Annotated in this window: 19 protein-coding genes, 1 pseudogene and 1 riboswitch; of the genes and pseudogenes, 17 read left to right on the top strand and 3 right to left on the bottom strand. The window is 39.6% G+C overall.

Annotation, left to right across the window (positions count from 1 at the left end; all coding sequences use genetic code 11):
- The first annotated feature begins 407 nt into the window (after positions 1 to 407).
- The 6 genes from D4N35_RS16785 to D4N35_RS16760 all read left to right on the top strand — a co-directional run bounded on the left by D4N35_RS16785 (position 408) and on the right by D4N35_RS16760 (position 3697).
- The gene (locus D4N35_RS16785) at positions 408 to 785 is read left to right on the top strand and encodes a hotdog domain-containing protein (RefSeq protein ID WP_120075747.1); all 378 of its coding nucleotides are present in this window, start codon (positions 408 to 410) and stop codon (positions 783 to 785) included.
- Between the two features lie 197 nt (positions 786 to 982).
- A complete protein-coding gene (locus D4N35_RS18625) occupies positions 983 to 1177 on the top strand; it encodes a hypothetical protein (protein ID WP_328591090.1) in 195 nt (64 codons plus the stop codon).
- Between the two features lie 229 nt (positions 1178 to 1406).
- Positions 1407 to 1976 carry a DUF4256 domain-containing protein gene (locus tag D4N35_RS16775; RefSeq protein ID WP_120075744.1) on the top strand — a complete coding sequence of 190 codons (570 nt, stop codon included), beginning with the start codon at positions 1407 to 1409 and terminating at the stop codon, positions 1974 to 1976.
- A gap of 196 nt (positions 1977 to 2172) precedes the next feature.
- Positions 2173 to 2754, top strand: a complete 582-nt coding sequence (locus D4N35_RS16770) for a GrpB family protein (protein WP_120075752.1) — start codon at positions 2173 to 2175, stop codon at positions 2752 to 2754.
- Positions 2755 to 2869: 115 nt separating this feature from the next.
- On the top strand, positions 2870 to 3280 hold the full coding sequence (locus tag D4N35_RS16765) for an SRPBCC family protein (RefSeq protein WP_120075742.1): 411 nt from the start codon (positions 2870 to 2872) through the stop codon (positions 3278 to 3280).
- A gap of 36 nt (positions 3281 to 3316) precedes the next feature.
- Positions 3317 to 3697 carry a VOC family protein gene (locus D4N35_RS16760; protein WP_120075740.1) on the top strand — a complete coding sequence of 127 codons (381 nt, stop codon included), beginning with the start codon at positions 3317 to 3319 and terminating at the stop codon, positions 3695 to 3697.
- Positions 3698 to 3825: 128 nt separating this feature from the next.
- Here D4N35_RS16760 and D4N35_RS16755 read toward each other — a convergent pair whose 3' ends face one another.
- Complete coding sequence (locus tag D4N35_RS16755) at positions 3826 to 4467, bottom strand: YczE/YyaS/YitT family protein (RefSeq protein WP_120075738.1); 642 nt, start codon at positions 4465 to 4467, stop codon at positions 3826 to 3828.
- A gap of 112 nt (positions 4468 to 4579) precedes the next feature.
- Between D4N35_RS16755 and D4N35_RS16750 the strand changes: the two genes are divergently transcribed.
- The 5 genes from D4N35_RS16750 to D4N35_RS16730 all read left to right on the top strand — a co-directional run bounded on the left by D4N35_RS16750 (position 4580) and on the right by D4N35_RS16730 (position 7210).
- Positions 4580 to 5032, top strand: a complete 453-nt coding sequence (locus D4N35_RS16750) for a MarR family winged helix-turn-helix transcriptional regulator (protein ID WP_120075736.1) — start codon at positions 4580 to 4582, stop codon at positions 5030 to 5032.
- A 26-nt stretch (positions 5033 to 5058) separates the two neighbouring features.
- Entirely contained in the window at positions 5059 to 5577 is a 519-nt protein-coding gene (paiA, locus tag D4N35_RS16745) for a spermidine/spermine N(1)-acetyltransferase (protein ID WP_120075750.1), read from the top strand.
- Between the two features lie 90 nt (positions 5578 to 5667).
- Positions 5668 to 5765, top strand: a riboswitch (guanidine-I (ykkC/yxkD leader).
- A 64-nt stretch (positions 5766 to 5829) separates the two neighbouring features.
- Entirely contained in the window at positions 5830 to 6171 is a 342-nt protein-coding gene (locus D4N35_RS16740) for a DMT family transporter (RefSeq protein WP_120075735.1), read from the top strand.
- The gene (locus D4N35_RS16735; protein WP_120075733.1) at positions 6171 to 6485 is read left to right on the top strand and encodes a DMT family transporter; all 315 of its coding nucleotides are present in this window, start codon (positions 6171 to 6173) and stop codon (positions 6483 to 6485) included. The genes D4N35_RS16740 and D4N35_RS16735 overlap by 1 nt, the downstream gene beginning before the upstream one ends.
- A 113-nt stretch (positions 6486 to 6598) precedes the next feature.
- Positions 6599 to 7210 (top strand): FMN-binding negative transcriptional regulator, encoded by a 612-nt coding sequence (locus tag D4N35_RS16730; protein WP_120075731.1) that lies wholly within the window; start codon positions 6599 to 6601, stop codon positions 7208 to 7210.
- Positions 7211 to 7374: 164 nt separating this feature from the next.
- Here the strand turns inward: D4N35_RS16730 and D4N35_RS18750 are convergent, their stop codons facing one another.
- Complete coding sequence (locus D4N35_RS18750; protein ID WP_488281376.1) at positions 7375 to 7518, bottom strand: YfzA family protein; 144 nt, start codon at positions 7516 to 7518, stop codon at positions 7375 to 7377.
- A gap of 258 nt (positions 7519 to 7776) precedes the next feature.
- Here D4N35_RS18750 and D4N35_RS16725 point away from each other — a divergent pair, with 258 nt between their 5' ends.
- Positions 7777 to 8652: a YitT family protein gene (locus D4N35_RS16725; protein ID WP_120075729.1), complete on the top strand. Its 876-nt coding sequence runs from the start codon at positions 7777 to 7779 to the stop codon at positions 8650 to 8652.
- Between the two features lie 540 nt (positions 8653 to 9192).
- A complete protein-coding gene (locus D4N35_RS16720) occupies positions 9193 to 10116 on the top strand; it encodes a S66 peptidase family protein (protein WP_120075728.1) in 924 nt (307 codons plus the stop codon).
- A gap of 209 nt (positions 10117 to 10325) precedes the next feature.
- Here D4N35_RS16720 and D4N35_RS18235 read toward each other — a convergent pair whose 3' ends face one another.
- On the bottom strand, positions 10326 to 10499 hold the full coding sequence (locus tag D4N35_RS18235) for a hypothetical protein (protein WP_164876415.1): 174 nt from the start codon (positions 10497 to 10499) through the stop codon (positions 10326 to 10328).
- A gap of 157 nt (positions 10500 to 10656) precedes the next feature.
- On the opposite strand from D4N35_RS18235, the gene D4N35_RS16715 reads away from it, so the two are divergent.
- The 4 genes and pseudogenes from D4N35_RS16715 to D4N35_RS16700 form a co-directional block, all read left to right on the top strand.
- Positions 10657 to 11568 carry an SDR family oxidoreductase gene (locus D4N35_RS16715; protein ID WP_120075726.1) on the top strand — a complete coding sequence of 304 codons (912 nt, stop codon included), beginning with the start codon at positions 10657 to 10659 and terminating at the stop codon, positions 11566 to 11568.
- A gap of 463 nt (positions 11569 to 12031) precedes the next feature.
- Positions 12032 to 13426: an L-cystine transporter gene (locus D4N35_RS16710; RefSeq protein ID WP_120075724.1), complete on the top strand. Its 1395-nt coding sequence runs from the start codon at positions 12032 to 12034 to the stop codon at positions 13424 to 13426.
- A 169-nt stretch (positions 13427 to 13595) separates the two neighbouring features.
- Positions 13596 to 14045 carry a DinB family protein gene (locus D4N35_RS16705; protein ID WP_235870417.1) on the top strand — a complete coding sequence of 150 codons (450 nt, stop codon included), beginning with the start codon at positions 13596 to 13598 and terminating at the stop codon, positions 14043 to 14045.
- A 154-nt stretch (positions 14046 to 14199) separates the two neighbouring features.
- Positions 14200 to 14391 (top strand): annotated as a pseudogene (locus D4N35_RS16700) (RNA-guided endonuclease TnpB family protein); the annotation flags it as partial.

Genomic DNA, 14391 nt, shown 5'->3' with positions numbered 1-14391 from the left:
ATTAATTAATGCAACGCTAGTGATTTTAGCGGTTCAAATTAATTTGTATATCTTGCAGTGTCTGTTAAAACATGGAGGTTTTGAACAATCTTTTTTCAAATGGATTCTTTTGTTTTAAACATTGAAGGAGGAATAACTTTTGGAAAAATAGGATGTTATTTTCTTTGAAAGAAAATTTCCGAGTGCAGACATGATTCTTAGTTAAAGAAGCAGGCGTTTCACCAGAGGGATTACTCTTATTGTGAAAACAAACTATTATAGTGATCATGCAGGGGGAAATTTTCATCTTCAAAACAATTATGGAGTAAAGTTTGCTGGAAGCCGAATTAATTATGCTATTATCAAATTATCAACAGTGCACAGTTTTGGAGCAAAAAAGCAATCCCATAATTAGGGGGAGATAAAAAGTGTCGTTAAAAGCAGGCGAAATAATTACCTTTGAACGGACTTTCACAGCGGAAGATGTTGAAGTATTTACTAAGGTTTCAGGTGATGAAGGCTCTCATCATGTTACTCCTGATGAACAGGGAAGATTTGTGGTTCAGGGATTATTGACAGCAACATTACCAACAAAGGTTGGAGGCGATCACAATGTGCTGGCCCGTACGATGAATTTTGAGTTTTTGAGACCAGTATTTACTGGTGATACAGTAACTTGTGAAGTAACGATCGAGAAATATGAAAGGCAAGATAATAATAGAATATCTATTATGGCTTCTTTCCAATGCAGAAATCAGAATGGGAAACAAGTATTGTCAGGAAACTTTGCCGGGGTAATATTATAAATTTTTTTCTTCAGCTGAGGCATTAGTTAATTATGGGCAGGATAGTTGAACATGAATAGAGAAAAATATAAAGAGAGGTGCTTGAATTGCTTAATCTTGGCAGTCTCGTGCTTGGGCTGATTGCCTGGTTACTACCTGTTGTTAATCTTATGCGATATAAAAAACCTGATCATAAAAATTGGGCAGTTCTTTCGATTATGAGCATCAGTGCTTGTGCTATTTCGCTATGTTTCCAGATTATCAATAACTATCACCTGGTAAAGATTGAGGATTGGACTGCGCTCATGGATATAACGGGCAGTTTGGCGGTCATTGCATCTGTTCTTCTCATCGTTACCATCATATTAAATGCAATTACACTCATTGTATATCGTGACAGAATAGCAAAGTAAGTTTGGAACATTTCGAAGAAAACGTGTACATAAAGTAACGGTTGCTTATCTCACTCTGTATACCCGGTAAATTCGGTAATGACCCTATCGGTGATAAAATTGATTTGTCACCGTCGTTGTCATAGAATTTTGCAGAATCCACTTCCCTTATATAAAGTTACATAAAAACGATTTATTATAAAACAAATTCTAAACCAATAAGAGTAAAAACAATAAGGGGGAAATTAACATGACAAAGAGCAATAAAAGGGAGTTGTCGCAAGAGCAACGCGAAGAATTACTCAGAACATTGAAAGCCCGTTTTGAGAAAAACATGAACCGCCATGAAGATCTTGAATGGGCTAAAGTCCAAGCAAAGCTGGAAGCGAATACTGAAAAACTGTGGTCACTCTATGAAATGGAAAGAACCGGCGGTGAACCGGATGTTATTGGTCATGATGAAAAGACGGGCGAATACATTTTTTATGATTGTTCAGCGGAAAGTCCTAAAGGCCGCAGAAGCGTTTGCTACGACCGTGAAGCGCTGGAGTCAAGGAAAAAACATAAACCGGAAAATAGCGCTATGGATATGGCTGCTGCCATGGACATTGAGCTTTTAACGGAAGAACAATACCGGGAACTGCAGAAACTTGGAAATTTTGATACGAAGACATCGAGCTGGGTGCAAACACCTGCTAATATTAGAAAACTCGGCGGTGCCATCTTTTGTGATCGGCGCTATGACACTGTATTTGTGTACCACAATGGAGCAGAATCCTACTATGCTGCCAGGGGTTTCCGCGGTTCTTTAAAGGTCTAAATTTTGCAGACAGCCAAAATTGAATTTTAGAACGGATCACCTTGGGAAAAGTTTTTATTGCTGTAACATTTCAAACATCTATGGTGATTTTCACGGACTTATAAAAGGAGTCCCCCACTTCAAGTGGCATTAGCCGATAAGCGGGGGATGAATTTTAGTTTGGCGAAGCCAAAAGGAGGTGGGCTAATTGCCATCGATGCAGGACAGTTCAAATTTAACACCTAAAAGTGATGAAGATCTCCAGAAGGTTACGGTTGGAGAGCGTAAACCTCATAATGCGCAGATCACCCTCCTGGAATATGATCCGCGCTGGCCTGAGCTATTCGACCGAGAGGCTAAACGGATTCGTTCCTTACTCGGCAAAAAGGCATTGCAAGTGGAACACGTTGGATCGACTTCGGTACCGGGACTATGTGCCAAGCCAATCATTGATATTCTGCTGGTCGTGACGGACTCTGCTGACGAGACAACCTATGTCCCGGACTTGGAGGAAGCCGGATACACGTTACGTATTCGGGAACCCGAGTGGTTTGAGCATAGACTGCTCAAAGGTCCTGATACAGACATCAATCTGCATGTATTCAGTAAAGGAGCGTCTGAGGTCGATCGAATGCTGCGCTTCCGTGATTGGCTGCGGACCAACAATTCCGACCGGGACAATTACGCACGTGTCAAGCGTAATCTCGCCAGGCGTGAATGGCGGCATGTGCAACACTATGCAGATGCCAAAAACTCGATTGTCCAGGAGATTATGGAGCGGGCAAACGCATTCAAGTAAGCTGGAGTATTACTAAACGATCGGGTCATATTACGATAAAAAGAAGGAATTATCAGAAACTAAAGCGAAATAATGCTCACTAACTTAAAAATCGTTAAGGACTTGAGGTGAAGGAATGGACGACCATAAAATGATTGGGCAAACGAAAACTGTTGGATTCCAAGTAGGAATTAGAAGGACTTTTCCCATCTCACAGGAAAAAGCATGGGAACTTGTCACTTCTGAAGACGGATTGAAACTATGGTTGGGGGAAAGTGACGGAATCACTCTTCAGCCAGGTCAGAAATATATAACGAAAACGGGTGCAGGTGAAATCCGGGTTTTTAAACCACTGCATCAGCTTCGCCTTACTTGGCAAAAAGAAGGATGGCCAAAACCTTCGACAGTACAGGTCCGTATTATATCGAAAGAAAGGAATAAAGCTACGATTAGTTTTCATCAAGAGAATCTTTCCGATAAAAATATTAGAGAAGAAATGAAAGAATATTGGGAAAAAGTTCTGGAGGCAATAAAAGCAAAGTTGTAATTTTTCATTTGAATCTTTTAAAGGGGGATTAAGGGAATGAATCCATTTAGCCATATAGACCTTAGAGTAACAGATTTAGAGAAAGCACTGCCGTTCTATGAGAGGTTTCTTCCTGAGCTGGGGTTTACTCAAACATTTCACAGTAAAAATTGGAAAGTGTTTGCCGCCGAAGGGAACCTTCCGAGTGTAGCCTATTTCGCCGTTACTGAGGACTCTTCTCACAAGTCCAACGGGAATCTCATTGGATTTTGGGCGAAAGACCGAGATGAAGTTGACAGGCTTGCCCAACTTATTAAAGAAATTGGCGGGAGAATTACCAGTGGTCCTCAACAATTTCCAATCAGCCCTACATACTATGCAGTCTATTTTGAAGACCCCTGCGGAAATCAATATGAAATTGTCCATCGTTTGAACTGACAAAATGTTAAAGCGCATTATACAAGGGACAAGAATGATGCCAATCCTTAATTACTAAGGTACGTATTGGACAAGGCTGATATGTACCGGCTTTATTTTGAATTTTTTTCAATTTAGTTTTTGATAACTCACGAATGGTTATTATCATTACCGTAACTTGTTGATGTAACAGGTTGTGTTAATATACGGTCTAATGATTTCCCGGTAATTGGCATAAAGCAATTGAGTATCAGCCCCCCTAAACAAACGGTTAATAAAGTTCCAACGCCAATTGGGCCATTTAAAATCAATGCCATGATCAAAAATACCAGGTAAATGAATGTTCTCGATAAAAATATATTTGTTCTGGTTAATTCTTGTATGATTAATGTTAAACGGTCAACTGGAATCGGTGCAAAATTTGTGTGTAAATACGTTGCAGTTCCTAATCCTATAACAACTAGGCCGATTCCAAAACAAATAAGTTTGCTGTACCATAGTTCAGGTGTTATCCAATTGTGCAATAAAAAAAGCCACATATCAATCCCCACACCCGTTATAAATGCTGTTAACAACCCCAAAACTTCCGGTCTTTGTCTTTTTAAAAACGAATTGCAACAAATCAATATTAAAGCGATTATTATTTCCCAACTCCCCACAGTAAGCCCCACATTTTTGGACAGCCCTACCAAAAGGGCATCAAAAGGTGCAGTTCCAAGGTCTGACTGGATAGTGAAAGAAATACCAAGGGTTAATATTAAAATTCCCAATACATAAAAAACATATTTCACTTTACCCGACCTCTTTATCGTTTTTTGTTGCAAATGCAACGAATTTAGGTTAAATTAAATATATGCCATTTTTATTGCATTTGCAACAAAAATATGTGCTGAGGAGTTAATGATGAAGGAAATTCTTCGTGAAATCGGAATGATCGCAAGGGCATTGGATTCTATAAGCAATATAGAATTTAAAGAATATGACCTTACGAAAGGGCAGTATTTGTACATTGTGCGAATATGTGAAAACCCGGGAATCATTCAAGAAAAATTAGCAGAGATGATAAAAGTAGATCGGACGACGGTAGCTCGTGCTGTAAAAAAACTTGAAATGAATGGCTTTATTGAAAAGAAAGATGATCAGCATAATAAAAAAATAAAAAAACTCTTTCCGACAGAGAAAGGGAAAAATGTTTATCCTTTTATCAAAAGAGAACATGATTATTCCAATGGCGTTGCATTAGAGGGGTTTTCTGAAAAAGAAGCAGAAACCATTTTCACCCTTCTTCAAAGAGTCAGAAAAAATATAGAAAAAGACTGGGAATTTGTTAAAAAGGGAAACAAGAGAAATTATTGATTTTACAAAAGGAGCAACATATCAAGATGACCATAAGTATAAAAAAGTGCACTCTTGAAGATTTACACAAACTTCAAGAAATTAGTTATCAAACATTTTATGAAACATTTAAAGATCAGAACTCACCTGAAAATCTGAAAGCCTATTTAGAAAAGGCCTTTAGCCTAGAACAAGTCGAAAAAGAATTATCCAATATTTCTTCACAATTTTTTTTGGTTTATTTTCATGATGAAGCCGCTGGATATTTAAAGGTCAATACCGCTGATGCCCAGTCTGAGGTAATGGGTGATGATTCACTTGAAATTGAGAGGATTTATATAAAGAAAAAATTTCAAAAGCATGGACTTGGTAAATATTTGCTAAATAAAGCGATGGACATTGCGAGGGAACGTAAGAAAAAGAAAATCTGGCTTGGCGTATGGGAAAAAAATGAAAATGCCATTGCTTTTTATAAAAAAATGGGATTTGTTCAAACTGGAGCCCACTCTTTTTATATGGGTGATGAAGAACAGACAGACTTTATCATGGTCAAAACACTCACATAATTTACTGAAAGGCGGGCTGTTTTTTATAAAAAACCCTTCATATTGAATAAGATCTAAATATGTGAAATAATAACGGTAACTGAATAAATAAAAAATGTTTTCTAGGGTTCCGCAACATTTTGTTGGTCTGGTCCAAGGGAAAACTCACAGCATTTGCTGTGTCACGGACGGATAAAAGCCTAGGAGGTTCTGTAAACAGATCTCCTGGGCTTTTTTAGTTTCTAGCAATAATAAAATCGGGGGTGTTCGTAAATGAATGCAAACTGGATTAAAGTATTGATCGCCGCTTTTTTTGAAGTTTTTTGGGTGATTGGATTAAAACATGCAGATGGCTTTTGGACTTGGACTGGAACAGTCATTGCCATTACCGTTAGTTTTTACTTAATGATTATGGCTGGCAGAAAACTTCCTGTTGGAACGGTCTATGCAGTTTTTGTTGGACTAGGTACCGCGGGAACTGTATTCTCGGATATCGTATTTTTTGGAGAACCATTTAAGGCAGCTAAAATCATTTTGATCTTGGTTTTATTGGCAGGGGTAATTGGTTTGAAATTAGTTACCAAAGACAACGTTAAAGAAGGGGTTGAATCATAATGGCGTGGGCTTCTTTGGTTGTAGCAGGTTTATTTGAAATGTTTGGCGTTTTAATGATAAATAAATTGCATAAAGATCGTAGTTGGCAATCGCTTGTATTGTTATTCCTTGGATTTGGGGCAAGTTTTCTTTTTCTTGCATATGCAATGAAAACATTACCTATGGGAACAGCGTATGCCATTTGGACAGGAATTGGTGCTTCTGGCGGAGCAATATTAGGTATGGTTTTATACGGAGAATCAAAAGACTGGAAAAGATTAGTTTTTATAGCAATGGTATTAGGGGCGGCTATTGGTTTAAAATTAATCTCATAAAATGATAGTTGCAGCCTACGTAAGAAAATGCCTCACCTTACCGTGACACAAATTATTTTCCTAACGGTTTCAAAAATTATCAATGATGAGGCTTAATAAGGAGGAGCTATGTTATGTATGTACCTAAACATTTTAAAATTGATGACGAAGAAGTAATTTATGATTTTATCGAGAAATATGGCTTTGCAATTTTATTTTCCCAGCATGAAGGAGAACCCTACGCTACTCATCTTCCATTAACATTAAATAAAGGTGAAAATGTTCTATACGGTCATTTTGCCCGATCAAACAAGCAATGGAAGGATATAGAAGATCAACAAGTCCTTGCGGTTTTCCAAGGTCCTCATTGCTATATTTCACCATCATGGTATGAGACTATGAAGGCTGTACCTACTTGGAATTATGTATCTATCCACGTATATGGAAAAATGGAGATTGTCGAAGATAAGCAAGTAATATTTGATTCGTTAAATGACATGGTGAACAAATATGAAAGCCAGGATAGCCCATACAATTTGAATGATGTCGATTCCGGATTTATCGAAGGAATGAGTAAAGGGATTGTAGCATTTAAAATAAACATCACAAAAATTGAAGCAAAAGCTAAATTAAGCCAAAACCACCCTGTGGAACGTCAAGAATTAATTATTAAGCATCTTGAAAACACTTCTAATCAAGATAATTTACAAGTGGCAGCTCTAATGAAGAAAAATCTGCAAGTGTAACTAAAAGTATTTCATCTTTGCCTTAATGAACATAAAAAAGCAACCTCCCGCTGCTTCTCCGTAAACAAACAGGGAGGCTGCTTTTCTAAGTAGTCTGGACATATAAATTGAAGAAGAAAGAACAGTGACAGCCACCGTTCTTTCTTTACCTGTGGTCCCGGGATTTATTTTTTATTCTGCATCCATTCGATCAACGAAACCACTCCATGTACCACCACAACAATGCCCCAAACAACTGTAACGTAATTCAATTGCTCACTTGCATAGAACTGAAATTTACCAAAGAGGGGATGGAGGAGAGACACCATCTTCTCTCCTAAGTGCCTAAAAGCCAATTACGGGAGAAGTTACTTCAAGATCCGTATTCTTATATAATTCCTTCAATCAATGACTGTTGTAACTTCATAAACACTGTGATATTTTTTAAATGCCAATAAACGATAAAACTATTATAGGTGGAGCAAATGCCATCAATTCCGGACGATTCAAATCTAAAATTTGATTGCATAAGTGAATGAAAAAGTGTAAAAGCCAAAAGAGAAAAAAGTTTAGAAAGAGGAAGTTAGATGAGTACAGTCATTAAGCAAAAAAGAACCAGTAGACTTAAAAAGGTATCACGAGCTTTAGCGGTTATTATCGGGGCCTTTATAGCCGCATATGGACTGGAAGCGATATTGATTCCAAACAATGTGTCAGACGGGGGTGTTACGGGTCTGAGTATCGTCGGTTCACAGTTATTTGAATTACCTCTGGGAATTCTAATTGCCGTACTGAATATTCCATTCGTATTTTTAGGATATAAACAAATTGGGAAAAGTTTTGCTATTTTTTCCGTGATCGGCATTGCTTCACTGGCATATGGGACCAGCATCATGCACCATGTACCAACCATTATTCAAGGCGATACATTGTTAGTAACCGTTATTGGAGGTATTATCATTGGTTTTGGCATGGGGCTGGCATTGCGAAATGGCGGTGCATTGGATGGCATTGATATGCTGGCAGTGTTGCTTTCCCGAAAATTACCTTTCGGAACAAGTGATCTAATTTTATTCTTAAACTTGTTTGTGTTTATTGTTGTCTCAACAGTATTCGGTCTTCAAGGGGCTTTTTTATCGGGAATCGCTTATTTTATTGCATCTAAGGTGATTCACACTGTTGAAGAAGGTTTAAGTGGTTCTAAAACCTTTAAAATTATAACAACTCATCCCGAATTAATGGTTGAAACCATACGTGACCGATTAGGCCGGAGTGCAACGTATAATATAGTTGAAGGCGGTTATTCAAATGAACAATTCAAAGAAATTACTTGTGTCATTAATCGTTTAGAGGATAGTAAAATGAAAGAAATTATTTATGAAATTGACAAAAATGCCTTTGTTGCTGTATATGATGTTGCTGAAGTTAAGGGCGGCAACTTCAAAAAGCGTGACATTCATTAATTTGNTTCAGCAGCGATTGGCTTATGACCTCGAGCCGATGGCACTCGCAGCCAGACAACACGGCGAGGAACGAGCCGATGTTGACTTATCGTAGGAAAGCTACTACTTGGAATAGCCTCGTGTGATGCTTCCTCGAGTTGGCGTCGTGCAGCTTTGCGACGAGGTGAGCCAAACATCCTCGAATAAGCTACGCCGCAGGAGCACACCAGGTGCGAAGTCTGCTAGTCGATAGGCGCTGGAGCTAGACAACAAATGGCTTTGTTCAAAATTTTAAAGCTAAAAAATCTTATACTTTATTCAGTAAAAAAGCTCTGTTTTGTGTATGCAGGGCAACGGGATTGGGCATTTGCCAAGCTCTTAAAACGCCTATCGTACTTTCTTAGATGAAAGTAAATCTAAAAGGAATTTCCGGGGGAAAATGGACTATATTGTTAAGTGACAGTATAGTCGTTAAAAACATCAGCCAGGCTATTCCAATAAAGGTCGTTGGTTGAAGAAAAAGTGAACTTTTTGGTATTGAAACCAAGGGGGTTAACACTGATGATATTGAACCCACCTGTTTTACGGCAAGGTGACACCATTGGGATTGTTACTCTCGGGAGTCCATTAGAGGCAAATGTTATTAATACCCGAATCAATATGTTAAACAATATGGGGTTTGATGTAGTCGTAGGGGAACATGTATATTCCCGAAACGGATTTCTTGCGGGAACCGACCAAGAGCGGGCAGCTGATTTGATGAATATGTTTCAAAATGAGCAAGTTAAAATGATACTGCCGGCAAGAGGAGGGGTTGGCGTAGCCGGAATCCTTCCCTACCTTGATTATGATATCATCCGGCAGAATCCGAAAATAATAACGGGTTATAGCGACATTACGATATTATTAAATGTACTCTTTCAATATGCAGATTTAATGACATTCCATAGTCTTATGCTCATTGACTTTACTCCTGAAACCCCGGGGTACAATTATAGTCAGTTTTTTTCCATAACTTCCAACTTAACACCTACCCGGCCAATAGTGAACCCGGCGGGAATACCACTGGTTGGCAGAGTTCCCGGAAACGTTACGGGTCGTATTGTCGGAGGCAATCTTACGTCTTTTATCGGCACTTTGGGAACAGATTTCGAGATAGATACAAAGGGGAGAATCCTGTTCCTGGAAGAAACCAATGAACCGATCAATACGGTCTACAGGTATATGAATCATTTGAAAATGGCCGGAAAATTTCAGGATTGTATAGGAATTATCATGGGAGAGTGTACGGGATGCGATGTTGCTTACGGTAAGACCTATGCAGATTTAATCAATGAGTTTGTTGTTCCTCTTGGAAAACCGCTGATGACTAATCTTACAACCGGACATGGAACTTATAAAACGGCCATTCCCATCGGGGCAATGGTTAATATGAATACGATCAATCAAACACTGACCGTACTTGAACCAACAGTTAGCATTTAATTGTTATTCAAAAGAGTGAATATTCCGATGTCCTGTTGGCTAAAAAACCGGGAGAGAGTAACTCACATCATGAAGTCAGTCATAAGCGCTGAAAATATTCTACTTTTAAATTTTATATACAGGACCCTGACTGTGCAACAATAGGTTCCTATATCAATTATTAGGCTGATATATGACCTTCGTGAAAGTAATGACTGATTTAGTTCGGTTTAGATAATAGGATAATACTGCCCGTATCTCGGATTGTAGTAATAAGGCGGCCGTGGTCCGATTTTCGGCATTTTAAAAGAATATGGATTCGTATTGTAAATCAGATTTACCTTTTCATTAGAATGCACTGCCAACAAGAGCAAGGCTTCCCGGCTGAAATGATATGGTTGCATGACGGCAGTCCCCCTTGAAACATTTCTTTCTCATGCTTTTACATTATTCCAACTCCTCTATTCTGAGCCCGTACAGATCCATTATTTTATGCTTAACAAGCACCCTGTCAGCCCAAAAGACATAAAGTACTGGAAAATGCTTTCGAGGAGGATATGCATGGCACACGATCAGCAAGATTATCCATTGTATCCCTATTACGGAAAAATAACGCGCTATGAAGACATTCCGATTACTGTACCCGAGCAACGCCAGATGCGGCAGCCAGGCGTTGAAAAACTCATGATTCCCCGGCCGATTATTGAGAATCCCAATTATAAAGGAAGCGGAAAATTATCTGGAAAAGCGGCGCTTATCACCGGCGGTGATAGTGGAATGGGGGCAGCGGCAGCGATCGCTTTTGCAAAAGAGGGAGCCGATGTTGCAATTGCCTATTTGGATGAGCATGAGGATGCAGGCAGAACCAAGGCAAGGATTGAAGAGATAGGACAACGCTGTTTATTATTGCCTGGGGATCTAAGGGAAAAGCAGCAGTGTGTTGATATCGTCGAAGAAACGATCAAAACATTTGGCAAGCTTGATGTGCTTTGCAATCATGTCGGCATCCAGTTTCAGCAATTAAGCCTGCTTGATATTACGGATGAGCAGTTCGACGATACATTCAAGGTTAATATCTACTCCCATTTTTATACAACCCGTGCAGCCCTTCCATACTTAAAGGCAGGAAGCTCCATCATTAATACTGCATCAGTTGTCGCATATGATGGAAATGATCAACTGATGGATTATTCGGCGACAAAAGGTGCAAACGTTGCCTTCACACGCGCATTGGCACGCAATTTAGCTGACAAAGGGATCAGGGTGAACGCCATTGCACCCGGGCGTATATGGACACCCCTCATTCCGGCAAGCTTCTCGGCTGATCAAGTAGCACTGGCGGAAAATCCAATGAAGCGCCAAGGCCAGCCGTTTGAGGTTGCCCCGACTTTTGTTTATCTAGCCTCCGATGACTCCCGTTTTGTCACCGGACAAACACTTCATGTCAACGGCGGGCAATTCATTACGTCATAGTATGGATGTTATAAAAAGTTTATTTGATGATGAACCAAAACCATCTTTGCATGTTGGTGAAGTGATGTGCTGCTGGGACATACTTGGCAGCACTGGAAGAAGCAGCTGCTCTTGAACAATTAGGAATTAAATACAATTCGGGCTGGATTCAATGGTTGATTCGGTCTTTTTTTTATTCTCCAATCTCGTTAGAGGAGGTTCATAGCCATTCTATTATAGTTAGGAAAGAAAGTAATTAAAGGCGTACAAATACTTCCCGCCAACTAACGAAATCCGCCCAATATCGACAAGATAAATCATGTTCTAAACCAAATCGTTGACAGAATCGCTTGTGGTATGTATATTATTAGTTTATTAAATGCACTAAATCTATAGGAATTATTTATTTTACTGTGGCACAGTAAATCCGTGGCGCATATGATGAAAAACATACTTGAGCGCTAACAACGAAAGGGGGAGCATAATGACTATATTTTTAATTTGCGTGAATATCGTTGTTTTACTAGCGATTATTGGCCTTCTTATTTTTATGCAAAAGAAACATATTTCATTTACAAAACGCGTATTCACCGGTTTAGGCGCCGGGATTGTGCTTGGTGCGCTTTTACAGGCCGTTTATGGGGTAGATTCGGAAATTTTAACAAATACAGCGGATTGGTATAGTATCGTCGGAAGCGGATATATCCAATTATTAATGATGATTGTTGTACCGCTTGTCATGGTATCCATCATTCAGTCCATCATTAATTTGGAAAAATCCGCAGACCTTGGAAAAATGTCTGCCTGGATTATCGGTTTCTTAGTTTCGACGGCAATGGTTGCCGCTTTGATCGGAATTGGTGCTGCCGGATTATTTAATTTGAGTGCAGATCAAATTGATGCGGGACAGGCGGAAATTGAGCGTGGTGATATGCTTCAGGAGAAGCTTGGAGATGTGCAGGATCTCTCTGCACCGCAAAAAATCCTGAGTTTTATTCCGTCCAATATATTTTTGGATATGACAGGGGAGCGGGCAACTTCGGTCATTGCGGTGGTCATTTTCTCCATCATCGTCGGGATAGCCGTCCTTGGATTGCGGAGAAAAAATCCGGAACAGGCGGAAATGTTTACGAAAATGGTGAATGCACTTTATGCAGTTGTGATGCGGATCGTAACGCTGATTTTGCGCCTGACACCATTTGGAATTCTGGCTTTGATGGCCAATACAGTGGCTAAGACAGATGTAGCCGGTATTGTTCAGCTTGGAAAATTTGTGATTGCGTCTTATGTCGCTTTATTCGTCATCATGATCTTCCATCTTTTATTGGTGGGGGTTTTTGGTTTAAATCCGATGACGTACCTGAAAAAGGCTATCCCTGTACTAGGATTTGCTTTTACATCCCGTTCAAGTGCAGGCACGATTCCGCTGAACATCCAGGCACAGAAAAACTCCCTTGGTGTTGACACAGGAATCGCCAACATGTCAGCTTCATTTGGAGCGACCATTGGGCAAAATGGCTGTGCGGGAATGTACCCGGCCATGCTGGCAGTCATGATTGCGCCAACAGTCGGGATTGATCCATTTACACCAGCTTTTATCATCAAATTAGTGTTGATTATCGGAATCAGTTCATTTGGTGTGGCCGGTGTTGGCGGAGGGGCAACCTTTGCCGCATTGATTGTTTTATCTTCTATGGGACTCCCGGTAGCTTTGGCCGGTTTGCTCATATCAATCGAGGCACTGATCGATATGGGGCGTACAGCTGTAAATGTGAATGACAGCATGGTTGCCGGAACATTGACAGCACGAATCTTGGGAAAACTGAATTTGAAAACATTTAATGATAAAACAGCAATTGAAGACAGTTCTTCATTTTAAGGAAAAAACTAACCGCCATCATGTTGGCGGTTAGTTTTTTTGCTTGTATATTATGTAGTCAAAGCTCGTCGGGTTTGAAAAAAGAAGGAATTAAGCTGTTCAACAGCGAATCGTATTTAAATGTTTTTTTTACGGTTTGGACAGAAGACACAATCAAGGAGGAAATAATTTGGAAGCAAAGCAAATGATGAATGAATGGTTGCAACATCGGAATGTGTTGGAAGAATTACTTGAATCCATTGATGACGAACATATCGATTTTAAACCGTGGGAAGATGCTATGACGCTTGGTGAACTGGCGTTGCATGTTGCGGGATGGAATGATGTGTTCGTTTCAATGGTCAAGACCGAAGAATTTACCTCACCAGACATTCCTGAATGTAAGACAATGGAAGATGTGCGCAAAGCTGTAAAGGAGTTTACTGAAAAAACAAAAGCTACATACGAGTCATTGACTGATGCAGATCTGGAAGCCGAAAATCATTCATCGCATCCAAAACTTCAAGGGCCAAAAAAAAGATACCTCACTGCAATGTATGATCACGAGATTCACCATAAAGGCCAACTTTTTGTGTATGCACGTATGGCAGGTGTGAAAGAAGTTCCATTTTTTCGCTAATTAGCCTGGTCACCGTTCTTCGCTTTTCCAAGGGAATGCAAAGAATAGCACCTTTAAAAAAGGAAACAAAGATAGATGGATTCGCTCCAAGCGCTATTGGAAGCCTCTATATGAGTTAAAGGAGATTTGCCGAAAAATAGCAGCTGAAAGGAAAATGATGCATAACAAACTTGCTAATGACATTCTTTCCGAAGGCAATGAAGGATATGCGGAATGGATGAACTATAAGGGGCTGCACAAAACCCGGGTAGGAAAACGAATGGGGATCAAAGCACCTTCCGCCTTTTTAGAAATACTTGACCGGAAACTGAAATACCAGGGCAGACAATTGATTTATGTCAACACC

It is taken from the genome of Siminovitchia fortis (assembly GCF_003605365.2).
In the GTDB taxonomy this organism is placed as follows: domain Bacteria; phylum Bacillota; class Bacilli; order Bacillales; family Bacillaceae_C; genus Siminovitchia; species Siminovitchia fortis.
Note: the sequence above shows the minus strand (reverse complement) of the source record. Positions and strands in the feature narration are given on the sequence as shown.